Here is a 22378-nt window from a genome sequence, read left to right on the forward strand (position 1 = left end):
TCTACGTTGAATGTTATGGCGCCATCGCGAGCAAGCTCGCTCCCACATTGGTTTTGGGGTGTTTTCAGAGGTAACTCTGCTCCAGTTATCACACCGCCCTAATTGGGCGTTTTTTTTGCAACGCTTGCCGGGCATACTAGGCTGTCTTTTTTCCCCCGGTGTCGCCCGCCTCTATGCTCCGCGTCCTGATAGCCCTAGCTCTGACCTGCCTGCTCCAACCGGCCTTTGCTGACGAGCGCGCGCAAACCCAACAACAGTTGGACGCCACGCGTCAGGATATTGCCGAGCTGAAAAAGCTGCTGGGCAAGTTGCAGGAAGAAAAGTCCGGGGTGCAGAAGGACCTCAAGGGCACCGAGACCGAGATGGGCAAGCTCGAGAAGCAGGTCGATGCCCTGCAAAAAGAGCTGAAGAAAAGCGAATCCGAGCTGCAGCGACTCGATACCGAGAAAAAAAAACTCCAGAGCGCGCGCACTGAACAGCAACAACTGATTGCCACCCAGGCCCGCGCGGCCTATCAGAACGGTCGCCAGGAATATCTCAAGCTGCTGCTCAACCAGCAGAACCCGGAGAAATTCGCCCGCACCCTGACTTATTACGACTACCTCAGCCAGGCGCGCATGGAGCAGTTGAAGAACTTCAACGAAACCCTGCGCCAACTGGCCAATGTCGAGCAGGACATCGCCCTGCAGCAAGCCCAACTGCTGGTCCAGAAAAGCAGCCTCGATAGCCAGCGCGACGAGCTGGACAAGGTCCGCAAGGAGCGCCAGCAAGTGCTGGCCAAGCTCAACACCGACGTCAAGGACCGCGACCAGAAGCTGCAGGCTCGCGAGCAGGACCAGGCCGACTTGTCGAAAGTCCTGAAAACCATTGAGGAAACCCTGGCACGCCAGGCCCGGGAGGCAGAAGAAGCGCGGCAAAAAGCGCTGATCGCCCAGCAGGAAGCGGAAAAAAAGCGTTTACGTGAGGCACAGGCCGCGGCAGACGCCCCGACCGATGCCCCACGCAAAATTACCCGACCGACACCCGGCGCCCTGGTCTCCAGCGCTGGCGAAACCTTCGGCGGGGCATTTTCTGCAACGCGGGGAAAACTTCCTTGGCCAGTTGATGGTCGATTGCTTGCCCGCTTTGGTGAAAGTCGCGGCGACGATGCCCGCACCAAGTGGGACGGCGTGATGATCAGCGCCTCCGCGGGCAGCCAGGTGCATGCCGTGCACGGCGGACGCGTGGTGTTCGCCGACTGGTTGCGGGGCGCCGGCTTGCTGGTGATTCTCGACCACGGCAACGGTTTCTTGAGCTTGTACGGCCACAATCAGACGCTGCTCAAATCGGCTGGCGACGTGGTCAAGGCCGGCGAGTCCATCTCCACTGTCGGTAACAGTGGCGGCCAGGACACGCCCGCGCTGTATTTCGCTATTCGTCAGCAGGGTCACCCGAGTGATCCAGCACAATGGTGCCGTGCGCAAGGATAAGCGCACCATCTAACTCAGGAGTTCGTTCGACATGCTGCATTTGTCCCGCCTCACTTCGCTGGCCCTGACGATCGCCCTGGTGATCGGTGCGCCCCTGGCGTTTGCCGCTGAACCGGCCTCGTCGACCTCGGCTGCGACCACCAAGGCGCCATTGCCGCTGGATGAGTTGCGTACCTTTGCCGAGGTCATGGACCGGATCAAGGCCGCGTATGTCGAGCCGGTGGACGACAAGACCCTGCTGGAAAACGCCATCAAGGGCATGCTCAGCAACCTCGACCCACACTCCGCCTACCTGGGGCCGGAAGACTTCGCCGAGCTGCAGGAAAGTACCAGCGGTGAGTTTGGCGGCCTGGGCATCGAAGTCGGCTCCGAAGACGGCTTCATCAAGGTGGTGTCGCCGATCGACGACACCCCTGCCTCCAAGGCGGGCATCCAGGCGGGCGACTTCATCGTCAAGATCAACGGCCAGCCTACCCGCGGCCAGAGCATGACCGAAGCCGTGGACAAGATGCGCGGCAAGATCGGCGAGAAAATCACCCTGACTCTGGTCCGCGACGGCGGTTCGCCGTTCGACGTGACGCTGACCCGCGCGACCATCCAGGTCAAGAGCGTGAAGGCGCAGTTGCTGGAGTCGGGCTACGGCTACATCCGCATCACCCAGTTCCAGGTCAAGACCGGCGAAGAGGTCTCCCAGGCCCTGGCCAAGCTGCGCAAGGAAAACGGCAAGAAGCTCAGCGGCATCGTGCTCGACCTGCGCAACAACCCAGGCGGTGTCCTGCAATCGGCGGTGGAAGTGGTCGACCACTTCATCACCAAGGGCCTGATCGTCTACACCAAGGGCCGGATCGCCAACTCCGAACTGCGCTTCTCGGCCACCGGCAAGGACGAAAGCGAAGCAGTGCCGATGGTGGTGCTGATCAACGGCGGCAGCGCCTCGGCCTCGGAAATTGTCGCAGGTGCCCTGCAGGACCAGAAACGTGCAGTCGTGATGGGCACCACCAGTTTCGGCAAGGGCTCGGTGCAAACCGTGCTGCCGCTGAACAACGACCGCGCGCTGAAGATCACCACCGCACTGTACTTCACCCCGAACGGGCGCTCGATCCAGGCCCAGGGCATCGTTCCGGACATCGAAGTGCGTCGGGCCAAGATCACCAGCGAGCAGGACAGCGAGTACTTCAAGGAAGCTGACCTGCAAGGCCACCTGGGCAATGGCAACGGCGGCGCCGACAAGCCAAGCGGCTCCGGCGGCAAGGCCAAGCCGATGCCACAGGACGACGACTACCAACTGGCCCAGGCGTTGAGCCTGCTCAAGGGCCTGAGCATTACCCGCGGCCGCTGAGATGCGCCTGCGGTTGCTCCTCGGCCTGCTGTGCTGCCTGGCCGGCGTTGCCCATGCAACGCCCGGGCAGGCGCCACCCCACAAGGCCTACCTGAGCCTGATCATCGATGACCTGGGGCAGAACCTGCCCCGGGATCGCCGCGTGCTGGCGCTGCCCGGACCAGTCACCGCAGCGATCATGCCCGACACCCCCCACGCCGCTGAATTTGCCCGCGAGGCCCACCGCGCTGGCAAGATCGTCATCCTGCACATGCCCATGGACCCGGCCACCGGCCCGTTCGCCTGGCACCCCGAACTGCCCGTCGAAGAACTGCGCAAGCGCCTGGACGCCGCGTTCAAGGCCGTCCCCTTCACCGCCGGCATCAACAATCACATGGGCAGCCGCATGACCGCCCAGCGACCGGCCATGGCCTGGTTGATGGCCGAGCTGCAACGCCGGCACAAGCTTTTCGTCGACAGCCGCACCAGCGCCCAGACCGTCGCCGCCGCCGAGGCACAGAAGATCGGCCTGGCCAGCGCTTCACGCGATGTGTTCCTCGACGACGAACGCACCGAAGCGGCGATCTACAACCAACTGCAGAGCGCCATAAGCCTGGCGCGCAAACAGGGTTCGGCGGTGATGATCGGCCATCCCTACCCGCAGACCCTGGCAGTGCTGGAACGCGAGCTGCCCAAGCTCAAGGCCCAGGGCATCGACTGGATTGATATCCGGCAGATGATCAGCGTGCGCGGCAATCGCGCCATGACTGCCCATGGCAAAGATGGTATTTATCGCTAACCAGCAGCGGGCCACTACATAGTTACCGCCAGGCGTCTCAGCCAATTCTGGATATTGAAACCCGCAGCCCAATTGGGCTGCCTTTCAATTACCAGGAATGACCATGAACCCACATGACGATGACGCGGCCCCCTCAAGGCCAATGGAATCAATCAAAGTTGAAAACCTGCTGATCAACTTTACGACAGAATTTCTCCGGATCTGGGATAACAAAGGCTCACGCTCGAAACCCGGTGGCTTTTGGCGCCCCAGCCCTGCCCCTGACTCGCTGCCAGGCTTTTTCCCACTCGGTGACCTCGCCGTATCCGGCCACGACAACATCAATAATCGTAGAGTAGTGGCCGTCGTTTGCGAAGGCGAGCCGCCAAGTGCTGGCGCTAACCAGGGCAAGGCACTGAGCAAGCCCGATGATTTTGAACAGGTCTGGAAAGACACGGGCTCAGGCGCCAAAACGGACTGTTCAATATGGCGCCCCGTACCACCTGAGGGCTACGTGGCACTTGGGTTGGTGTGCGCTGACGGTCTCGATAAACCTTCAGTCAACTCCGTGCGTTGCGTGCGGGCAGATCTTGTCGTGGCGGCATCCATCGACACAATGATCTGGAGCGACAAGGGCAGTCGCGCCAAGCAGGACTTCAGCGTGTGGAGTGTCCTGCCACCGGTCGCGGCCGCAGGAGAGATTCATTTTGCGCCAGGCACATTCGTCGGCGTCAACAGCTATACCAAACCAACAACGCACGCCGCCGCGCATGCACTGCGCATGCGCATTTCGCTCAAAGCCGAACCTTCGCCAGTGCCTCCGTCCCTGACCGGATACGAACCCCCCACCTCAAGCCAATCCGCCACAGTCACCCAGACTGCGCGGCTCCCCTGGTTCGCGATCAAGGATCCCAACCTGAGCGCCTTCGAGCAGTTTCGTACTTCTCCCTACTACCTATTACATAGAAAAGAGAAGTACGTATTGATCGGCCACGGCCATAACACCAGCTCCTCGGGAAAAACCTTCAAATGGACCGATGAGGCACCCACCGCCGAAAGCCTCGAAACCTTCTCTCGACTGACCTCTGTCGAGGTAGGAGTGGAATGGAGCTCCAGGTTGCCGGAATTTTCCATATCGCTGCCACCGACCTTTTCAGTCGAGTTCTCGGCAAAACTGGGCAACAGTTTCTCCCCCGTCGGCACCCAGAACAGCAGGTTGATCGGCCCCCTGGCGACACACGTGGTTACGATCGTTGCGAAGAAGCGCATCGTCGCGGTTTATCGCACACAGTTTGACTACCAATTGCTACGCAGCAACGGCACACAAGTGGCAAGCGAAGGCAGTTACTCGGACTACGACAAACTGCATTTGAGCGAATATCCGCCGGAACAGTAACCGGACTGCGGCCGGCCCTCGCCGGGGGCCGGCGAGAGCGCTCACCCTGAATTTCATCACCAAGGAGTGGACATGAATTACCTCAGCTTCGCGGGCCTGATCGGCTTGTTAGCTATTTGCGCAGTGCAGGCCCGCGATCTGGGCGAAGGCGCCGTAAACGACTCACCGTCTAGGGCACTGCAAAACAGCGAACATCTTTATGAAATCTGGAGCGGCGTGGGACGACTCAGTCTCCAATCGGGCGAGACTTGCAGCGCCGTTCTACTGGACACGCGTAACAGACAAGGCCAAGCCAGCGGCCCTGCTTACCTGCTCACCAGCGGTCATTGCGTGTTCTTTCAGTACGGTTCGGCGCGGACCAATCTGCCTTTGAAGGCCAGCGTCACCTTCCACTACTTTCATGACATGCCACAGCGTATGCGCCGATACACCATCCAAACTGCCCGATGGAGCAGTCTGGTCGGGACCGATCTTGCAGTACTGGAGGTCGACGCGACATTGGCGTCGCTGATACAGGCCGGGGTCAACCCGCTCAAGCTGGCGTCCCATCAAACCTACGAGAGTCAGGATGCGCTTAACATTGGCGCGCCGAGCGGCTTTACCGAACAAGGGCTTCGATTGAGTGCCTGTGCTGAACAAACCGCCGGAACGTTCATCGATCACCCCGGGGTGTTCCCTTCGGCTATGAAAAACAGTTGCGACCTTCACGCTGGCAGCTCCGGTAGCCCGATGCTGAACCGCCGCACCAATGAAATCACCGGCATCGTCAGTAAAGTCGCGGTCTCGCGCAATACACCCGAACCGCCTGGTTGTGAGCATTCGACGTCTTGCAAGGCAGCCCGTTTCAACTACAGCTACTCGGCCAACTTTCTGCACAAGTGCTTTATTGACGGTGTCTTCACCAGCGATGGGGCGGACTGTTCCCTGGAACCGGTCGAACTGACTGTCTCGGAGCCCTGGAATCTCAAGTCATACGTTCATAGAACACAAAATGCGGACGGACAGCTCGTATTGCCTACGTGGGATTTCAGGTTCTCCCTCGAGGTGCCCTTCTATCGCTACAAAACGGTCCATAACGCCAGGGACTGCAAGGCGCCCGACAATTACAGCGCCGCTGTCAGCACTGAAGACGCTTACATCAATACTGAAATCGGGCCACAAAACGGCACACATGCACTCTGCATTATTGGCATCAGTTCTGAGGAACAGCACCTGACAAGGGCGACATTGAATAACGTGTTTACAAGTGCCGTGTACTTGAGCGCAACGCCAGCCGCTCCGTCTCAGGTGGTATCGAAGTGATGGTTACAGATACTTCGCCATGATGTCGTCCACCACGCCTTCTTTGCGCAGCTGATCCAGCGCTGTCTGAAGCTTGGCGACGGTTTCATCCGGCACGTCTTTATTCAACGCCAGGTACAACTGCGCGCTATGGAAACGCAGGACCGTCTTGAGGCCCGTGACCCCGTCCTGGCGCGCCAGATAGCGCCCGGCAGGGTCCCCGGTGGCCCACAGGTCAATCTGGCCATTGAGCAGTTTTTTCGCGTTGTCCTGATCGCGCAGCACCACGATCGGCTTGAGTCCCTGCTTGGCCAAAGTCTCGGCGATGGCGTCGCCCTTGTAGGCGCCGATCTTGTATTTGCGCGCATCTTCCAAGGTCTGCAGGGTGATTTTGCTGTCGGCCTTGGCCAGCATGATCCAGTCGTCCGGACCAATAGGGCCGACCCACTTGAAGAGGTTTTCGCGGTCTGGCAAGCGCGCCATGACGAACACCCCGTATCCGGGATTTTCCAGGGCGAGTTTGTAGACTCGCTCCCAGGGGAAACGCAGGGTCAGGCTGTAGGTGATGTTGGCCCGCTTTAACATCTCGCGAACGATGTCCACGGCGATGCCATTGATGTTCTCGTCCTGAGCGAAGTTTTTGCCGTTCTTCGCCATGTTGTAGGGCGGGAAGTTTTCCGTCAGCAAGACCAGGTCGATATCGGTTTTTTCAGCGGCCCGTAGCACGCCGCAGAACAGTAACGAAGTACTGGCAAGAACGAGGAAAAGGCGTCTGAGCATGTCGGCTACCGCAATCCATTGGCGTGCCCAAGCTTGCCTTGAGCCCGCCATGCTGTCCACTGGCCTTTATCGAACCACAATCCCGCGCGCCGCCATGTAGGCCTTCGCTTCCGGCACGGTGTATTCGCCGAAGTGAAAGATACTGGCCGCCAACACTGCACTGGCGTGACCTTCGAGGATACCGTCAGCCAAGTGCTGCAGATTGCCGACGCCGCCGGAAGCGATCACCGGGATCCCCAGGGCATCACTGATGGCGCGGGTCACGCCCAGGTCGAAGCCGTTTTTCATGCCGTCCTGGTCCATGCTGGTCAGGAGGATTTCCCCGGCCCCCAGGCCTTCCATCTTCTTCGCCCACTCCACCGCATCCAGCCCGGTGGGTTTGCGCCCGCCATGGGTGAAGATTTCCCAGCGTGGGATTTCGCCCGGCAGGGAGACTTTCTTCGCGTCGATGGCCACGACGATGCACTGTGAGCCGAAATGCTGCGCGGCTTCGCCGACGAACTCCGGGTTGAACACCGCCGCGGTGTTGATCGAGACCTTGTCCGCACCGGCATTGAGCAGGTTGCGAATGTCTTGCACGGTGCGTACACCACCGCCCACGGTCAGCGGAATGAACACCTGGCTGGCCATGCGCTCGACGGTATGCAAAGTAGTGTCGCGGCCATCGACGCTGGCGGTGATGTCGAGAAAGGTAATCTCATCGGCACCCTGCTCGTCGTAGCGACGAGCGATTTCCACCGGGTCGCCGGCGTCACGGATGTTTTCGAACTTCACACCTTTGACGACCCGGCCGTTGTCCACGTCCAGGCAAGGGATGATGCGTTTGGCCAGCGCCATGGTCAGTCCTCAGCCTTGGTACGAGTCGCAGAAGGCTTGCGCCTCGGCAACGTCGAGGGTGCCTTCGTAGATCGCCCGGCCGGTGATGGCGCCGATGATGCCCGGTGCGCGAGCGTCGAGCAGCGACTTGATGTCACCCAGGTTGTGGATACCGCCGGAGGCAATTACCGGAATCCGGGTGGCCGCAGCCAGGGCAGCGGTGTACGACACGTTGCAACCCTGCATCATGCCGTCTTTGGCGATGTCGGTATAAACGATGGCAGACACGCCATCGGATTCGAATTGCTTGGCCAGGTCGATGACGTTCACGGTGCTGATTTCAGCCCAGCCGTCAGTGGCGACAAAACCGTCCTTGGCGTCCAGGCCAACAATCACCTTGCCCGCAAATGCGCGGCAGGCTTCGGCGACGAAGGCCGGATCTTTGACTGCCTTGGTGCCGATGATCACGTAGCTCACGCCTGCCTTGACGTAATGCTCGATGGTTTCCAGCGAGCGGATGCCACCGCCGATCTGGATCGGCAGGTTCGGGTAGCGCTTGGCGATGGCGGTCACTACTTCGCCGTTGACCGGCTGGCCTTCGAACGCGCCGTTCAGGTCGACCAGATGCAGACGACGGCAACCGCCCTCTACCCACTTGGCTGCCATGCTCACCGGGTCATCGGAGAACACTGTGGAATCTTCCATGCGGCCCTGGCGCAGACGTACACAGGCACCGTCCTTGAGATCGATAGCGGGAATAATCAGCATCTGGCAAACCTTCAAATTCGATTTTTCAGCATTGCTCGGAAATCAGTTTTTCTCGAGCGCCCACAGGTCGCTTTCGATGCTTTCAAACCTCTCTTTGAGGTGTGTCTGCACATCGAAAATCGCCCTGTTGTAATAGTGCGGAGCAATTTCGCGGGTAAACAGCTCAAGGATTTCGCCCGCTTCGAACGAACCCAGGTCCAGTTCGAAGCGGTCCTCCATGAAGCGCTTGATCTTGTGATTGGCCTCGTTCTCCTGTTCAGGAGTGAGGGTCAGGATCGGCGGCTTCTTCTTCACGGCCATTTACCAGCGACCATCCCACGCCGCGAAGTTCTGCAGCAATTGCAGGCCATGGGTATGGCTCTTCTCAGGGTGGAACTGCACCGCGAAACGCGAGCCTTCGGCCAGCGCAGCGGCGAAGTCGACGCCGTAGTGACCGCCACCGACCACCTGCCGCGGGTTACCGGCGGCGATGTAGTAGCTGTGCACAAAATAGAAGCGCGCCAGGTCCGGGATGTTGTGCCACAGCGGGTGATCCACCACCTGTTGCACTTCGTTCCAGCCCATGTGCGGGACTTTCAGGTGTTCGCCGTCTTCATGCAGGCCCTTGCCGAAGAACTTCACCGCGCCTGGAAACAGGCCGATGCAGTCGACGCCGTCATTCTCTTCACTGTGTTCGAGCAGGGCTTGCATGCCGACACAAATGCCGAGGAACGGACGGTCCTGGCTGACTTCGCGCACCAGCGAGTCGAAGCCCAGGCGACGGATCTCGGCCATGCAATCGCGAATCGCGCCAACACCGGGGAAAACCACCCGGTCGGCTTCGCGAATCACATTGGCATCGCTGGTGATCAGCACCTTGCCGGCACCTACGTGTTCGAGGGCCTTGGCCACCGAGTGCAGGTTACCCATGCCGTAATCGATAACCGCGACCGTCTGCATTACAGAACGCCCTTGGTCGAAGGCATTTGCCCGGCCATGCGCTCATCGAGCTCGACGGCCATGCGCAGGGCGCGGCCGAAAGCCTTGAACACGGTTTCGATCTGGTGGTGGGTGTTGGTGCCACGCAGGTTGTCGATGTGCAGGCTGACGTTGGCGTGGTTGACGAAACCCTGGAAAAATTCCTGGAACAGGTCGACGTCAAAACCACCCACGGTTGCGCGGGTATAGGGAACATGCATCTGCAAGCCAGGACGGCCGGAGAAGTCGATCACCACGCGCGACAGCGCTTCATCGAGCGGCACATAGGCGTGGCCGTAGCGACGGATGCCTTTCTTGTCGCCGATGGCTTTGCTGAAGGCTTGCCCCAAGGTGATACCGACGTCTTCCACGGTGTGGTGGTCGTCGATATGCAGGTCGCCCTTGCACTCGATATCCAGGTCGATCAGCCCGTGTCGGGCGATCTGGTCCAGCATGTGCTCAAGAAAAGGTACACCGATATTAAATCGGGCCTTTCCGGTGCCATCCAGGTTGATCGAGGCTTTGATCTGGGTTTCCAGAGTGTCGCGCTCGACGGACGCCATACGTTCGGCCATCACCAGCTCCGCAAAATCATTGGGCGAAAAAGGCATCCATTATAGGCACGGCGGCGGCAAACAGAAACACGCCAAATGATATCCCTGACCGGTTGAAGCCAATGTGGCCGGGGATATACCTGTCATGACATGTATGAGCCTGAGCGCTGTCGAGCGTGGTGTATCAGGCACACCGCGCTGCCGTTTGTCGCGAGCAAGCGTTGCTCCGACGGGGTTCGCGGTGTGCCGGGTAGTGCGCGTTGACTAGTGAAACAGCACTGCCGTCTTCTGCAGGGTCACCCATACGCCCCACGCCAGCGGAATCCCCACCACCAGCCAGGCCGCCACGGCCAACGGCACGCTGGCCGACGACGCCTTCCACTCCAGCACCGTAGTGCTGTCGGCGCCTTTGTCGTGCCCCAGGGCCTGTTCTGCTGCGAGCTCGGCGTCGGTCATGAAGTACTTGTCTGCCACTGGACGCACCAGCAGGTTGCAGAGGAACCCCAGCACCAGCAAGCCGGCGAGAATGTACAAGGTGATGTCATAGGCCGCTGCACGCTCGACGCCGATGCTCAACTGATACTCACGCAGGTAGTTCACCAGCACCGGGCCCAGCACGCCCGCCGCCGCCCAGGCCGTCAGCAGGCGACCGTGGATCGCCCCGACCATCTGGGTGCCGAACAGGTCGGCCAGGTACGCCGGCACCGTGGCGAAACCACCGCCGTACATCGACAGGATGATGCAGAACGCGGCGACGAACAGCGAGACGTTGCCCAGATGCCCGAGGTTCGGGATCAGCGCATACAGGGCAAAACCCAGGGCGAAGAACACAAAGTAGGTGTTTTTGCGCCCCAGGTAGTCGGAGAACGACGCCCAGAAGAACCGCCCGCCAATGTTGAACAGACTCAGCAACCCGGTAAAACCGGCGGCGATGGCCGCGATCGAGGCCAGTTGCCCGGCGTCCAGTTGACCGAATGCCAAATCGTTACCCAGCAACTTACCGCCGAACACTTCCTGCAGCAGCGGCGAGGCCATGCCGAGAATGCCGATCCCGGCCGATACATTGAGGCACAACACCAGCCATACCAGGCGGAACTGCGGGGTTTTCCATGCCACATTCACGTGCACGTGACGATGGGTAATCATCGCGTTGGCGACTTTTTTCGCCGGCGGGGTCCAGCCCTCAGGCTTCCAGCCGGTCGGCGGCACGCGGTACGACAGCGCCCCGCCGATCATGAACACGAAGTAAATCGCCGCCATCACCAGGAAGCTCTGCCAGACGCCGACTCCGCCTGGCGAGGCGAAATGCCCCATCAACGCGGCTGCCAGCGGCGCACCAACCATGGCCCCGCCACCAAATCCCATGATCGCCATGCCGGTGGCCATGCCGCGCTTGTCCGGGAACCACTTGATCAGGGTCGACACCGGGGAGATGTAGCCCAGGCCCAGGCCGATCCCACCGATCACCCCGGAACCGAGCCACATCAGCCAGATCTGGTGGGTATAGATACCCAGCGCGGAAACCAACAGGCCACCACACCAGCACAGTGCCGACACCACACCGGCCTTGCGTGGCCCGGCATGTTCCAGCCAGCCGCCCCAGATAGCCGCCGAGCAACCGAGGAAGATGAAAAACAGGGTGTAGATCCAGCCGAGCATCGAGATCGGCCAGTCACACTGGGACGAGAACACCTGGGCGATAAAGCTCATGTCCGGCGCGCACGCCACGGGCGCGGTCACACCCAGGGCCTTGGACAGCGGTAGCCAAAACACCGAAAAGCCATAGGCCATGCCGATGCACAGGTGAATGGCCAGTGCGGCCGGTGGCACCAGCCAGCGGTTGAAACCGGGCTTGGCGATGATGCGTTCCTTGGACAGGAACGTCGGCGGGGGCGCAATAATGCCCGCCTCGGTGCTCGTGCTCATGTGTGTTTCCCCCAATTATTAGTATGGTTCGCCCGCCACTCCTCACCCACAGCCTTGTTTGCACATTGGCATGGCCGTTTTATCGAGTGAGGGTGCGTCTGGCGCGACAACCGGTCGCAGCGAGGCAGGCGGACGGGCGAAGATTACCATTTGCCCGTGAGAGAAAAACCAGTCACTGACCAGTCGTCAGTTTCGGAGCGCTATACTCCCCCGCTAAATTTCGAATTCGACTCTCTACAAGGACTCGCCCCATGAAAGCGTTCGGCAAAATCCTGGGTCTGGTACTTCTCGGGCTGTTGCTGGTCATTGTGGCCCTGGGCTTTGCCCTGACCCACTTCTTTGATCCCAATGACTACAAAGACGAGATTCGCCAGATTGCCCGCGACAAGGCCCACATCGAGCTGACGCTCAATGGCGACATCGGCTGGAGCCTGTTCCCCTGGCTCGGCCTGGAACTGCACGAAGCCAGTGTCGCGACCCTGAGCAACCCCAAGGCACCGTTCGCCGACCTGCAGATGCTCGGTCTTTCGGTGCGGGTCCTGCCGTTGCTGCGCCGCGAAGTACAGATGAGCGATGTCCGGGTCGAAGGCCTGAACCTGCGCCTGAACCGCGACAAGGATGGCCACGGCAACTGGGAAGACATCGGCAAGGCCGTGCCGGTCGCGGGCCAGCCCGAGGTAGCGGCGACCAGCAGCGACACCACTGCCAGCGCTCCGGTCCCGACAGAGAAACCCGCCCAGCCGATTCGCCTCGATATCGACAGCCTGACCGTCAATAACGCCCGGGTGGAGTACACCGACGAGCGCACCGGCAAGCAATTCACCGCCGAGAGCATCCAGCTGAGCACCGGTCCCGTGCACGATGCGACCAATATCGACGTCAAGTTGACCGCGTTCCTCGCCAGTAACCAACCCGCACTGCGGGTGCGCACCGAGCTCAATGGCGAACTGCGCTTCGAACGCGCGCTGCAGCGCTACAAGTTCGAAGACATGAAACTGTCAGGCGAACTGACCGGAGAACCGCTGCAAGGCAAGGCCGTAACCTTTGCCGCCCAAGGGCAGGTATTCCTCGATAAAGCGGCGAACGTCGCCGAATGGACGGGCATCAAGCTGTCCGTCAATCAATTGCGCGCCCTCGGTGAACTGAAGGCCAATGACCTCGACAAGACCCCGCAAATCAGCGGCGCCCTGTCGATCGCCCAGTTCGACCTGGCCAAGTTTGTCGACAGCATCGGCCAGAAACTCCCGGCCATGGCCGAGGGCAGCCTGAGCAAAGTCGAACTGGTCAGCCGCCTGGCCGCGACCCCCACCAGCCTGTCGCTGGACAACATCAACCTGAAACTCGACGACAGCACCTTCAGTGGCCGCATCGCCGTCGAGGACTTCACCAAGCAAGCGCTGCGCGTGCAGCTCAAGGCCGACACCTTCAACGCTGATCGCTACCTGCCGCCCAAGTCCGCCGATGCCAACAGTGCAGCGGTGGCCCGCCAGGCTGAAGTCAGCAGCACCGAAGCCGATGCCCTGGCCGGCGCCGGCAGCACGCCCCTGCCCAACGCCCCGACCAAGGGTGCGTGGAGTAACGACAAGCTGATCCCGGCCGAGCGCCTGAGCAAGCTCGACCTCGACGCCGACCTGACCTTCGGCCAACTGACCCTCAGCCAACTGCCAATCCACAACGCAGCCCTCAAGGCCACCGGCCAGGGTGGCTTGCTGACCCTGCAAAACCTCAGTGGCGATCTGTACAACGGCACCTTCAACGCCAAGGGCACCCTTGATGTGCGCCAGCCGGTGCCGGCCTTGAGCATGCAGACGGCGATCAACCGGGTGCCTGCGGAAAAAATTCTCGAGAGCCAAGGCAAAAACCCACCGGTCAAGGGCCTGATCACGCTCAACAGCCAGCTCACCGCCAACGGCAACAGCCAGAAAACCCTGATCGACAGCCTCAACGGCAACGCCAGCTTCGTCATCAACAATGGCGTGCTGCTCAACGCCAACCTCGAACAGCAGTTGTGCAAAGGCATCGCCACCCTCAACCGCAAGACACTCAGCGGCGAGCCACGGGGCAAGGACACGCCGTTCCAGGAACTCAAGGGCAACCTGACCTTGCGTAATGGCGTCGCCAGCAATCCAGACCTGAAAGTGCGTATCCCGGGGATGACCGTCAACGGCAACGGCGACGTCGACCTGCGCGTGCTGGGCATGGATTACCGCGTCGGCATCATTGTCGAAGGCGACCAGCGCGACATGCCGGACCCGGCCTGCCAGGTTGGCGAGAAATTCGTCGGTATCGAGTGGCCGCTGCGCTGCCGCGGCCCACTGGAACTCGGCGCCAAGGCCTGCCGCCTGGACAACGAGCGCCTCGGCCAGGTCGCCAGCAAACTGGCCGGCGACAAGCTCAGTGAGAAAATCGATGAAAAACTCGGCGACAAAGTCAGCCCGGAACTGAAGAACGCGCTCAAGGGGCTGTTCAAGCGATGAGAGCCGAGCAATTTTCAACGGCGGTGCTGGACTGGTACGACCGCCACGGCCGCCATGACCTGCCCTGGCAACAGGGCATCACCCCCTACCGGGTGTGGGTCTCGGAAATCATGCTGCAGCAGACCCAGGTCAGCACTGTGCTGAACTACTTCGACCGTTTCATGGCGTCGTTGCCCACGGTCCAGGACCTGGCCGCCGCACCGGAAGATGAAGTGCTGCACCTGTGGACCGGGCTGGGCTACTACACCCGCGCGCGCAATTTGCAAAAGACCGCGAAGATCGTCGTCGAGCAGTACGGCGGTGAATTTCCACAGGACGTGGAAAAACTCACCGACCTGCCGGGCATCGGCCTGTCCACCGCGGGCGCAATCGCCAGCCTGAGCATGGGCCTGCGGGCGCCGATCCTCGACGGCAACGTCAAGCGGGTGCTGGCGCGCTTTACCGCACAAGAGGGTTATCCAGGCGAGCCCAAGGTTGCCAAGCAGTTGTGGGCCACCGCCGAACGCTTCACCCCCCACGACCGCGTCAACGCCTACACCCAGGCGATGATGGACATGGGCGCCACGCTTTGCACCCGCAGCAAGCCAAGCTGCCTGCTGTGCCCGCTGGAAAAGGGCTGTGAAGCGCACATGCTCGGCCTGGAAACCCGCTACCCGATCCCCAAGCCGCGCAAAACCGTACCCCAGAAACGTACGCTGATGCCGCTGCTGGCCAACCGCGACGGCGCCATCCTGCTTTACCGGCGCCCCTCCACCGGCCTTTGGGGCGGTTTATGGAGCCTGCCGGAGCTGGATGATCTCGGCGACCTGGAGCACCTGGCCCTGCAACACTCGCTGCAACTGGGCAAACACACCGAGCTGGCGAACCTGATCCACACCTTCAGTCATTTCCAGTTGGCCATCGAACCCTGGCTGGTTCAGGTCGAGGAGGCCGGCCATCACGTGGCCGAGGCCGACTGGCTCTGGTATAACCTCGCCACCCCGCCGCGCCTGGGCCTCGCCGCCCCGGTGAAAAAACTGCTCAAGCGCGCGGCCGACGTATTGAACGCAGGAGAGTCGTCATGACCCGCACCATCATGTGCCGCAAGTACAACGAAGAACTGCCGGGCCTGGAGCGCGCGCCCTTCCCGGGTGCCAAAGGCCAGGACATTTTTGACCACGTATCGCAAAAGGCCTGGGCCGACTGGCAAAAACACCAGACCCTGCTGATCAACGAAAAACGCTTGAACATGATGAACGCCGAAGACCGCAAATATCTTCAGGGCGAGATGGACAAGTTCTTCTCCGGCGAGGATTACGCCAAAGCCGAAGGCTACGTGCCGCCTGCTGAGTAATTGCGTAGATACCGGGGTCGGATCGTAAGCGACGGTAATAATTAAAATTTTTTTGAAAACTTGCTTGACGACCCCCTGAAAAACCAGTTTAATGCGCCCCGTTGCCCAGATAGCTCAGTCGGTAGAGCAGGGGATTGAAAATCCCCGTGTCGGCGGTTCGATTCCGTCTCTGGGCACCAAATACCGAAAACCCTGAATCGCAAGATTCAGGGTTTTTTTATGCCCGTAGAAAACTGAAGATGCTCAAATAGCCCGTCGCCGTACCCGCATCTTCACAAGGACACCTCTACGCATGGACAGGCAACCCACGGGCAACCCCGGCCCATCCGAACCTTTCCAGGCCCTGGACAAGGTTTTCCAGTTCATCGAAAAGCACAACTGGAAACTGTTCCACTTCGCCTCCCTGGCTTTCGGCTTCCTGATCTTCCTGATCTATTTCGGCCAAAACCACTTCTACCCCGACTTCGACCTGTTCGGCTTCGTATCGCTTCTGGCGGCAGCAGCCATCATGGGGTGCGTCATCGTGCTGCTGATCGGCTTTGGCTTCACCGCCCCCGGGTGGATCTGGTCAGAAGTATTCTTCAGCGACAAACCCGTGGATGAAGAGCTGAAGTATCGAATCAACGGCAACACTCCCAAGACAAATCTCGACCGACGCCTGATCAACCGCTATTTTTTCGCCCCCGGGTTCTGCAGCCTCGCCGTCTTGTGGCTGGCTCTGTATTTTTTACAGGACGGCCACGCCTTTACCCTCGGCTTGCTGGCCGGGCCACTGGTGATCGGCATCGCGTTCGGCCTACCCCTGCAAAAAAACTACGAACTACCGTCCTATAGCTGGCTGAAGTTCGCCATCACAGCCTTCCTGACATTCCTTACCGGCAACCTCGTCGCACTGCTGGCAACGACAGCCCTGGCCAGGGGAGCCCCCGGGATGGTCAAAACCCTGGGCGAATACCCGTTCATGGCCGTGTGCTTTTTGGCCTTGCTGATACTCCTCACGGTCATTACAGCCGTGATCCGGCAAAACCAGCGCCATGTGCTGATCGTCAGCCCACTGCTGGCCCTCCTGCTGATGTTTGGGGCCAATACCTGGAGCGTCCTGCCCGGGAAAATCATCAGCGCCCTGGGGCTCGGCAATTATCAGGCAGAGCAGGTACTGCTGAGCAAAGAGCTCTGCGAGAAATACCAGGCGATCGAGAGCTATGGAGTCAAGGACGATTGCGCCCTGAACCACGTTCACGTGGTCTGGTCGATGGGTGGCCTTAGCGTGATCAAGTGGTCATTTGCAGATCAGGAGATCAAGGTCAAAGTACCCAGTGCGGTCATCCTCTCCATCAGGCTGGCGGCACCAGACGCGCCTGGCAAACCCTGAACCACCACGGCCCTGTCCTCAGTGACAGGGCCGGGACGGCTGCAGGCAGCTACTGGGCATCATTCCAGTGAAAGACCAGATTACTTGCCCCGCCACTGCCAACATCTGCGGTATCACGCCGCTCCTCGCCATTGCGCGTGGCGATCACCGAATACTTGCCGGCGGGCAGCTTCACGTAGACCAGGGGACCGGCGTTATCCAGCGTCAGCACGGCTTGCCCTGGCGCCTTTTGCACCACTACATCGACATCGGCGGTGTATTGGTTCTGCGGGCCCACGGCAAAGGTCATGTGCAGGTTGTAGCCCTGGGCTTGCTCAATGGTTCGGGACTCGTCGAGGCCGATGCCGCCTGACAGGTAGGTAATCCCGTTTTGCTGCTGTGGCTGGGCTTGCACCCCGGCGCTGTCGATCGGCTCATAACTGGCGGCTTGCGCCAGTACGGGGAACAGCAACAAACCGACCGCCGCGAGTGGTAACAGGAACAAACGAACACGTTTCATGATGACAACTCCCGGGTTCTGTAGAACCCAATCGTTATCCCTTTTCGATTTCCGCCAGCACGGCCAAGTTTCAGACTGATTTGAACTTGAGCCCACCACGAAAAGGACTACAGGACTCACCTGTCGAACTTCGCCCCCTATGGCTGGATTCCAGCGCAACTACAGGTCTTTCCTGCAGACTTCCAGGCCCCGCCCTGCATCCAGTCCCACCCCACGACTGAGAAGCTCTCCCGCCTGTTCTTCCCAACGCGGAGCCCCTCATGAGCGCCATCGAACCTCAGTCCCAGGAGCCACAACTTGCCTCACTGCTGGGCAATCTCGGCGACCTGATCCGCGAGGCGCGGCGCAAAGTATTGCGCGCAGTCGATACCACCCAGGTGCAGACCTGCTGGCAGATCGGGCGGCATATCGTCGAGTTCGAGCAGCAAGGCGCCAGGCGAGCGAGGTATGGCAAGCAACTGCTGGCGACGCTGGCGAGTGTGCTGACGGCGGAGTTTGGTAAAGGCTTCGACAGCTCAAACCTTCGCTACATGCGCCTGTTCTACCAGGCATTCCCAATTTGTGACGCGCTGCGTCACGAATTGAGCTGGACCCATTACCGCGCCTTACTACGCGTCGAAAACGACCACGCCCGCCACTGGTACATGATCGAATCCGCCACCCAGAACTGGTCGACCCGTGCCCTGGAGCGCCAGATCGGCACGCTCTACTACGAGCGCCTGCTGGCCAGCCGCGATCGCTCGACCGTGAAGCAGGAAGCCGCGACCCATATCCAGCAACTGCCAGCCACCCCCCGGGATTTCATCCGCGACCCGGTGGTGCTGGAGTTTCTTGGCCTGCCCAATGCCGGCTCGGTGCTGGAAACCGATCTGGAACAAGCCTTGATCAATCAGTTGCAAGGCTTCCTGCTGGAACTGGGCAAGGGTTTCGCCTTTATCGCCCGCCAGCAACGCATCAGCACCGACAGCAAAGACTTCTACATCGACCTGGTGTTCTACAACTACTTGCTCAAGTGCTTCGTTATCTTCGACATCAAGCGTGGCGAACTGAGCCATCAGGATGTGGGCCAGATGGACATGTACGTGCGCATGTACGACGACCTCAAGCGCGGTCCGGAAGACAGCCCCACCGTGGGCATCATCCTCTGCGCACAAAAGGATGAGTCGGTGGTCCGCTACTCCATGCTGCAAGGTCACGAACAGCTATTCGCCAGCAAGTACAAACTGGTGCTGCCCAGCGAGGAGGAACTGCGTGCGGAACTGGATCGTGAGCGGGTCATGCTCGAGCAACGGCTGATCAACCGACACCATTGACCAACCGGACGGATTGTCGACCCGCCAAAGGCAGACTATGGTTGGCAGCTACCCGCAAAGGTTGCGCGCCAATGAATTTGCAGGAAAGCCCTTCACTGACACCGACTCAAATCGAGCTGGAACTGCTGGCCAAGCCGCTTATGACTTCCTTCCGGGAGCCCGCCGCCGACGGTTTTGCCCTGGGTGGTTTCACTTGGCGGCATGCCGGCACCGACCAGTCCCGGGCAGTGGTGATCATCAACGCTGCCACTTCGGTGCGTTGCCGCCACTACTCGCGCTTTGCCGAATACCTGTGCGCCCATGGCTTCGACGTCATCACCTATGACTATCGGGGTATTGGCGAGTCGCGCCCAGCCTCGCTGAAAAACCTCGACGCCAGTTGGTCGGATTGGGGCCACCTGGACTTCGAGGCCATGCTCAAGCGTGCACAGCGCGAGTTTCCTGGCCAGCCCATCGATGTCGTCGGCCATAGCTTTGGCGGCTGTGCCGCGGGATTGGCGAACTCGGGGCCAGTGATCCGGCGCCTGGTGACCGTCGGTGCACAGTTTGCCTACTGGCGCGACTACACCCCGGACCTGCGCTGGCGGATGTTCGGCAAGTGGCATGTGGTGATGCCGCTGGTGACCTGGCTCTGCGGTTACTTCCCCGGCAAACGCCTGGGCTGGCTGGAAGACACTCCGGCCGGCGTGGTGCGCGACTGGAGCCGATCCGCGCCGCGCTTCGAGCAGTGCCCCAGCGGCCGCGTGCTTGCCGCAAAAGTCGGCCAGCTACCTTTCGTCGCCGTTACCGCGAAAACCCTGGCAATCAGCCTCAGCGACGATCCCTACGGCACCATTGCCGCCATCGAGCGCCTGCTGGGCTACTTCACCCGCAGTGCCAACACTCACCTGCGAATCGCCCCGCAAGACATCGGCGAGCAACAAGTCGGACATTTCGGCTTTTTTCGCAGCCCATACCAAGCCACACTATGGCCCATTGCATTGTCCTGGCTGCAACATGGCGAACTGGCCCCCGATCATCCCGGGCGGCGAGTCCCCCGTAGCTGACCGGCCTGCACCCTCTCGACGAGACACGGAACGACGCCCATGGCATCCGCGAACAAGCAGCAAAAACGCGCCACCCGCGCCAAAGCCAAGGCCAAGCAGAACCGCACCCAACGCGCAGCCGCGCCGGTGGACCTGGACCCGAACGACGATCGCATCGACTTCGAGTCAGTCGACCTGACCGAGCTGTTCAAGAAAATGATCGACGCCGAAAAGACCAGCCAGCAAGCCATGTGCAGCGCCTTCCTCGAAGACCCGCTGCTGGAACTGGTGTACGAGCAGGAAGGCGAAGAAGGTGCCATGGACTTCATCCTGGCGGCCCTCATCGAATATCGCCAATGGTCCACCGAGACCGACGAAGCCGGCGCCCTGGCGTGGATCGAATCGCCAGCCTTCCAGGCTGACTACGTGGCGGCGTCCGACGCCATCGCGGCCAACACTCAACAGAAAGCGAACTGAATTACATGGCATCCCCGAACAAACAGCAAAAACGCGCCAAACGCGCCAAGGCCAAGGCCAAGCAGATCCGCATGGTCGGCAGAAAGCCGCTGGCACTGGATGACGAGACAGGCCACCTGGACGCGCCGATCCCTGAGTACACCCTGGCGATGTTCAGCAAGATGCACGCCGCAGAGGCCACCAGCCGCAATGACATGCTGTTGACCCTGCTGTCGAACCTCAGCGAGATCATCAACGAGCACCCAGACCTGCTCGACATGGAAAACGCCGAGAACGAAGCCATGGCCGCCACCCACCTGGCCGCCGACATGCTGATCGACTACCGCATGTGGGCCGACGGCATGGACCGCGAAACCGCCCAGGCCTGGCTCACCGAGCCGCAGTTCATCAGCGACTTCGGCAATGCCTTGGACAGCTACCGCGAATCCCTGGGCGAACCGGACGAAAAGGCCGAGTAAACCCTGCAGTCCGCTAACCAGAACGGCCGCTCGTCATCCCTGACAGCGGCCGTTTTTCGCCTCCCCGGATAACTCAATTCCATTGCAGGGCGGCGCTTCTCGCAAAAACAAACCAACCTGTCGCTTTCTAATTCCGCACGAAACAATTGCGCCAAAATGTGTCACGACCTCACATTCCGCGGCCTGCACAAAGGCCGAGCTCCAACGCTAAGTCATTGAGGTTAATAGCACTTCGCCAGAACATTAACGTGCCATCCAGCCACCGGATGAATCGGCGCACCAAAAACACACAGAAAAAACCACTGGTGCACAATAAACGTGCCGATCAGGAACGAATGTCCGCTTAGCGCTTCCAACACCCGGCCAAAGCTGGCACCATCGCGCCTTTTTTTACGCTCCCCCCACGCAAACATGGCTTCAAACAGATGTTCGGTTGTTGATAGCGCGACAGTCTGCTGCGTCGATGCGACAACCGCGCACCACTTCCCGTGTGCACCCCGTGGGGCTGTTGGCCGCCATTCCAACGCTATGCTAGCTTGGCGCCTCGCCAGGAAGGCTGCCCAACAGCACAGGCACAACCGAACACAATGAGGACCGTACATGGCTGAGGCCACGCCCGCGCTTGAAATCCGCAACTTGCACAAACGCTACGGCCAGCTGGAGGTGCTCAAGGGCGTCTCGCTGACCGCACGCGACGGCGACGTGATCTCGATCCTGGGTTCCTCCGGCTCCGGCAAGTCCACGTTCCTGCGCTGCATCAACCTCCTGGAGAACCCCAACCAGGGGCAGATCCTGGTGGCTGGCGAAGAACTCAAGCTCAAGCCGGCAAAAAACGGCGAGCTGGTGGCCGCCGACGGCCGGCAGATCAACCGCCTGCGCAGCGAAATCGGTTTTGTGTTTCAAAACTTCAACCTGTGGCCGCACATGAGCGTGCTCGATAACATCATCGAAGCACCGCGCCGCGTGCTGGGGCAGAGCAAGGCCGAGGCCATCGAAGTCGCCGAAGCCCTGCTGGCCAAGGTTGGCATCGCCGATAAACGCCACGCGTACCCGGCGCAACTGTCCGGTGGCCAGCAACAACGCGCGGCCATTGCCCGCACCCTGGCAATGCAGCCCAAAGTGATTCTGTTCGATGAACCCACTTCGGCACTTGACCCGGAAATGGTTCAGGAAGTACTAAACGTGATCCGCGCCCTGGCCGAAGAAGGCCGCACCATGCTGCTGGTCACCCATGAAATGGGCTTCGCCCGTCAGGTCTCCAGTGAAGTTGTGTTCCTTCACCAGGGCTTGGTAGAAGAGCAAGGATCGCCACAGCAGGTGTTTGAAAACCCGCTTTCGGCGCGCTGCAAACAATTCATGTCCAGCAACCGCTAACGGAGCT

The 22378-nt window shown here is 60.5% G+C and carries 22 protein-coding genes and 1 tRNA gene; 15 read left to right on the forward strand and 8 right to left on the reverse strand.

The window, feature by feature from the left end; all coding sequences use genetic code 11:
- The first annotated feature begins 173 nt into the window (after positions 1 to 173).
- The 5 genes from ACM6IP_RS17695 to ACM6IP_RS17715 all read left to right on the forward strand — a co-directional run bounded on the left by ACM6IP_RS17695 (position 174) and on the right by ACM6IP_RS17715 (position 6263).
- Complete coding sequence (locus tag ACM6IP_RS17695) at positions 174 to 1469, forward strand: murein hydrolase activator EnvC family protein (RefSeq protein ID WP_414861966.1); 1296 nt, start codon at positions 174 to 176, stop codon at positions 1467 to 1469.
- 31 nt (positions 1470 to 1500) lie between these two features.
- Complete coding sequence (locus tag ACM6IP_RS17700) at positions 1501 to 2808, forward strand: S41 family peptidase (protein WP_095167363.1); 1308 nt, start codon at positions 1501 to 1503, stop codon at positions 2806 to 2808.
- A 1-nt stretch (position 2809) separates the two neighbouring features.
- Positions 2810 to 3586, forward strand: coding sequence for a divergent polysaccharide deacetylase family protein (locus ACM6IP_RS17705; RefSeq protein WP_095167365.1), 777 nt, complete (start codon positions 2810 to 2812; stop codon positions 3584 to 3586).
- A gap of 103 nt (positions 3587 to 3689) precedes the next feature.
- Positions 3690 to 4961, forward strand: coding sequence for a Vps62-related protein (locus tag ACM6IP_RS17710; protein WP_414861967.1), 1272 nt, complete (start codon positions 3690 to 3692; stop codon positions 4959 to 4961).
- Positions 4962 to 5033: 72 nt separating this feature from the next.
- On the forward strand, positions 5034 to 6263 hold the full coding sequence (locus ACM6IP_RS17715; protein ID WP_095167369.1) for a trypsin-like serine peptidase: 1230 nt from the start codon (positions 5034 to 5036) through the stop codon (positions 6261 to 6263).
- Between the two features lie 3 nt (positions 6264 to 6266).
- Here ACM6IP_RS17715 and ACM6IP_RS17720 read toward each other — a convergent pair whose 3' ends face one another.
- The 7 genes from ACM6IP_RS17720 to ACM6IP_RS17750 all read right to left on the reverse strand — a co-directional run bounded on the left by ACM6IP_RS17720 (position 6267) and on the right by ACM6IP_RS17750 (position 12043).
- Entirely contained in the window at positions 6267 to 7022 is a 756-nt protein-coding gene (locus ACM6IP_RS17720; RefSeq protein WP_320333440.1) for an ABC transporter substrate-binding protein, read from the reverse strand.
- A gap of 66 nt (positions 7023 to 7088) precedes the next feature.
- Complete coding sequence (gene hisF, locus ACM6IP_RS17725; protein WP_414861968.1) at positions 7089 to 7859, reverse strand: imidazole glycerol phosphate synthase subunit HisF; 771 nt, start codon at positions 7857 to 7859, stop codon at positions 7089 to 7091.
- A gap of 9 nt (positions 7860 to 7868) precedes the next feature.
- Positions 7869 to 8606 carry a 1-(5-phosphoribosyl)-5-[(5-phosphoribosylamino)methylideneamino]imidazole-4-carboxamide isomerase gene (gene hisA, locus ACM6IP_RS17730; protein WP_095167373.1) on the reverse strand — a complete coding sequence of 246 codons (738 nt, stop codon included), beginning with the start codon at positions 8604 to 8606 and terminating at the stop codon, positions 7869 to 7871.
- 42 nt (positions 8607 to 8648) lie between these two features.
- Positions 8649 to 8906 (reverse strand): DUF2164 domain-containing protein, encoded by a 258-nt coding sequence (locus ACM6IP_RS17735; protein WP_095167374.1) that lies wholly within the window; start codon positions 8904 to 8906, stop codon positions 8649 to 8651.
- Complete coding sequence (gene hisH, locus ACM6IP_RS17740; RefSeq protein WP_159993210.1) at positions 8907 to 9545, reverse strand: imidazole glycerol phosphate synthase subunit HisH; 639 nt, start codon at positions 9543 to 9545, stop codon at positions 8907 to 8909.
- Positions 9545 to 10138: an imidazoleglycerol-phosphate dehydratase HisB gene (gene hisB, locus ACM6IP_RS17745; protein ID WP_095167520.1), complete on the reverse strand. Its 594-nt coding sequence runs from the start codon at positions 10136 to 10138 to the stop codon at positions 9545 to 9547. The genes hisH and hisB overlap by 1 nt, the downstream gene beginning before the upstream one ends.
- Before the next feature lie 243 nt (positions 10139 to 10381).
- Complete coding sequence (locus tag ACM6IP_RS17750) at positions 10382 to 12043, reverse strand: OFA family MFS transporter (protein WP_320333438.1); 1662 nt, start codon at positions 12041 to 12043, stop codon at positions 10382 to 10384.
- A 251-nt stretch (positions 12044 to 12294) separates the two neighbouring features.
- Between ACM6IP_RS17750 and ACM6IP_RS17755 the strand changes: the two genes are divergently transcribed.
- The 5 genes from ACM6IP_RS17755 (at position 12295) to ACM6IP_RS17775 (ending at position 17225) form a co-directional block, all read left to right on the forward strand.
- Positions 12295 to 14520, forward strand: coding sequence for an AsmA family protein (locus ACM6IP_RS17755; RefSeq protein ID WP_414861969.1), 2226 nt, complete (start codon positions 12295 to 12297; stop codon positions 14518 to 14520).
- On the forward strand, positions 14517 to 15584 hold the full coding sequence (gene mutY, locus ACM6IP_RS17760) for an A/G-specific adenine glycosylase (protein ID WP_414861970.1): 1068 nt from the start codon (positions 14517 to 14519) through the stop codon (positions 15582 to 15584). The genes ACM6IP_RS17755 and mutY overlap by 4 nt, the downstream gene beginning before the upstream one ends.
- Entirely contained in the window at positions 15581 to 15853 is a 273-nt protein-coding gene (locus tag ACM6IP_RS17765; protein WP_095167384.1) for an oxidative damage protection protein, read from the forward strand. The genes mutY and ACM6IP_RS17765 overlap by 4 nt, the downstream gene beginning before the upstream one ends.
- A gap of 103 nt (positions 15854 to 15956) precedes the next feature.
- A tRNA-Phe gene (locus ACM6IP_RS17770) sits at positions 15957 to 16032 on the forward strand.
- A gap of 113 nt (positions 16033 to 16145) precedes the next feature.
- Entirely contained in the window at positions 16146 to 17225 is a 1080-nt protein-coding gene (locus ACM6IP_RS17775) for a hypothetical protein (protein WP_401126409.1), read from the forward strand.
- 49 nt (positions 17226 to 17274) lie between these two features.
- On the opposite strand, the gene ACM6IP_RS17780 is transcribed toward ACM6IP_RS17775, so the two are convergent.
- Positions 17275 to 17724 (reverse strand): hypothetical protein, encoded by a 450-nt coding sequence (locus ACM6IP_RS17780; RefSeq protein ID WP_095167388.1) that lies wholly within the window; start codon positions 17722 to 17724, stop codon positions 17275 to 17277.
- Between the two features lie 260 nt (positions 17725 to 17984).
- Here ACM6IP_RS17780 and ACM6IP_RS17785 point away from each other — a divergent pair, with 260 nt between their 5' ends.
- The 5 genes from ACM6IP_RS17785 (at position 17985) to ACM6IP_RS17805 (ending at position 22371) form a co-directional block, all read left to right on the forward strand.
- On the forward strand, positions 17985 to 19037 hold the full coding sequence (locus ACM6IP_RS17785) for a PDDEXK nuclease domain-containing protein (RefSeq protein ID WP_414861971.1): 1053 nt from the start codon (positions 17985 to 17987) through the stop codon (positions 19035 to 19037).
- Between the two features lie 71 nt (positions 19038 to 19108).
- Positions 19109 to 20083: an alpha/beta fold hydrolase gene (locus tag ACM6IP_RS17790; protein ID WP_414861972.1), complete on the forward strand. Its 975-nt coding sequence runs from the start codon at positions 19109 to 19111 to the stop codon at positions 20081 to 20083.
- A gap of 39 nt (positions 20084 to 20122) precedes the next feature.
- Positions 20123 to 20539 (forward strand): hypothetical protein, encoded by a 417-nt coding sequence (locus ACM6IP_RS17795; RefSeq protein WP_095167392.1) that lies wholly within the window; start codon positions 20123 to 20125, stop codon positions 20537 to 20539.
- Positions 20540 to 20544: 5 nt separating this feature from the next.
- Complete coding sequence (locus tag ACM6IP_RS17800) at positions 20545 to 20997, forward strand: hypothetical protein (protein ID WP_159993196.1); 453 nt, start codon at positions 20545 to 20547, stop codon at positions 20995 to 20997.
- Positions 20998 to 21597: 600 nt separating this feature from the next.
- On the forward strand, positions 21598 to 22371 hold the full coding sequence (locus ACM6IP_RS17805; protein ID WP_095167396.1) for an ABC transporter ATP-binding protein: 774 nt from the start codon (positions 21598 to 21600) through the stop codon (positions 22369 to 22371).
- Positions 22372 to 22378 lie beyond the last annotated feature (7 nt).

Origin of the sequence: Pseudomonas sp. IT-P176 (assembly GCF_949767245.1) — a bacterium.
GTDB lineage: Bacteria > Pseudomonadota > Gammaproteobacteria > Pseudomonadales > Pseudomonadaceae > Aquipseudomonas.

Bases quoted from the DNA above. Each gene is read 5' to 3' on its own strand.
- ACM6IP_RS17695 (WP_414861966.1), top strand. From the start codon at position 174: ATGCTCCGCGTCCTGATAGCCCTAGCTCTGACCTGCCTGCTCCAACCG.
- ACM6IP_RS17795 (WP_095167392.1), top strand. From the start codon at position 20,123: ATGGCATCCGCGAACAAGCAGCAAAAACGCGCCACCCGCGCCAAAGCC.
- hisA (WP_095167373.1), bottom strand. From the start codon at position 8,606: ATGCTGATTATTCCCGCTATCGATCTCAAGGACGGTGCCTGTGTACGT.
- ACM6IP_RS17735 (WP_095167374.1), bottom strand. From the start codon at position 8,906: ATGGCCGTGAAGAAGAAGCCGCCGATCCTGACCCTCACTCCTGAACAG.
- hisH (WP_159993210.1), bottom strand. From the start codon at position 9,545: ATGCAGACGGTCGCGGTTATCGATTACGGCATGGGTAACCTGCACTCG.
- ACM6IP_RS17775 (WP_401126409.1), top strand. From the start codon at position 16,146: ATGGACAGGCAACCCACGGGCAACCCCGGCCCATCCGAACCTTTCCAG.
- ACM6IP_RS17720 (WP_320333440.1), bottom strand. From the start codon at position 7,022: ATGCTCAGACGCCTTTTCCTCGTTCTTGCCAGTACTTCGTTACTGTTC.
- ACM6IP_RS17700 (WP_095167363.1), top strand. From the start codon at position 1,501: ATGCTGCATTTGTCCCGCCTCACTTCGCTGGCCCTGACGATCGCCCTG.
- ACM6IP_RS17790 (WP_414861972.1), top strand. From the start codon at position 19,109: ATGAATTTGCAGGAAAGCCCTTCACTGACACCGACTCAAATCGAGCTG.
- hisF (WP_414861968.1), bottom strand. From the start codon at position 7,859: ATGGCGCTGGCCAAACGCATCATCCCTTGCCTGGACGTGGACAACGGC.
- ACM6IP_RS17800 (WP_159993196.1), top strand. From the start codon at position 20,545: ATGGCATCCCCGAACAAACAGCAAAAACGCGCCAAACGCGCCAAGGCC.
- hisB (WP_095167520.1), bottom strand. From the start codon at position 10,138: ATGGCCGAACGTATGGCGTCCGTCGAGCGCGACACTCTGGAAACCCAG.
- mutY (WP_414861970.1), top strand. From the start codon at position 14,517: ATGAGAGCCGAGCAATTTTCAACGGCGGTGCTGGACTGGTACGACCGC.
- ACM6IP_RS17765 (WP_095167384.1), top strand. From the start codon at position 15,581: ATGACCCGCACCATCATGTGCCGCAAGTACAACGAAGAACTGCCGGGC.
- ACM6IP_RS17710 (WP_414861967.1), top strand. From the start codon at position 3,690: ATGAACCCACATGACGATGACGCGGCCCCCTCAAGGCCAATGGAATCA.
- ACM6IP_RS17805 (WP_095167396.1), top strand. From the start codon at position 21,598: ATGGCTGAGGCCACGCCCGCGCTTGAAATCCGCAACTTGCACAAACGC.
- ACM6IP_RS17755 (WP_414861969.1), top strand. From the start codon at position 12,295: ATGAAAGCGTTCGGCAAAATCCTGGGTCTGGTACTTCTCGGGCTGTTG.
- ACM6IP_RS17750 (WP_320333438.1), bottom strand. From the start codon at position 12,043: ATGAGCACGAGCACCGAGGCGGGCATTATTGCGCCCCCGCCGACGTTC.
- ACM6IP_RS17780 (WP_095167388.1), bottom strand. From the start codon at position 17,724: ATGAAACGTGTTCGTTTGTTCCTGTTACCACTCGCGGCGGTCGGTTTG.
- ACM6IP_RS17785 (WP_414861971.1), top strand. From the start codon at position 17,985: ATGAGCGCCATCGAACCTCAGTCCCAGGAGCCACAACTTGCCTCACTG.
- ACM6IP_RS17705 (WP_095167365.1), top strand. From the start codon at position 2,810: ATGCGCCTGCGGTTGCTCCTCGGCCTGCTGTGCTGCCTGGCCGGCGTT.
- ACM6IP_RS17715 (WP_095167369.1), top strand. From the start codon at position 5,034: ATGAATTACCTCAGCTTCGCGGGCCTGATCGGCTTGTTAGCTATTTGC.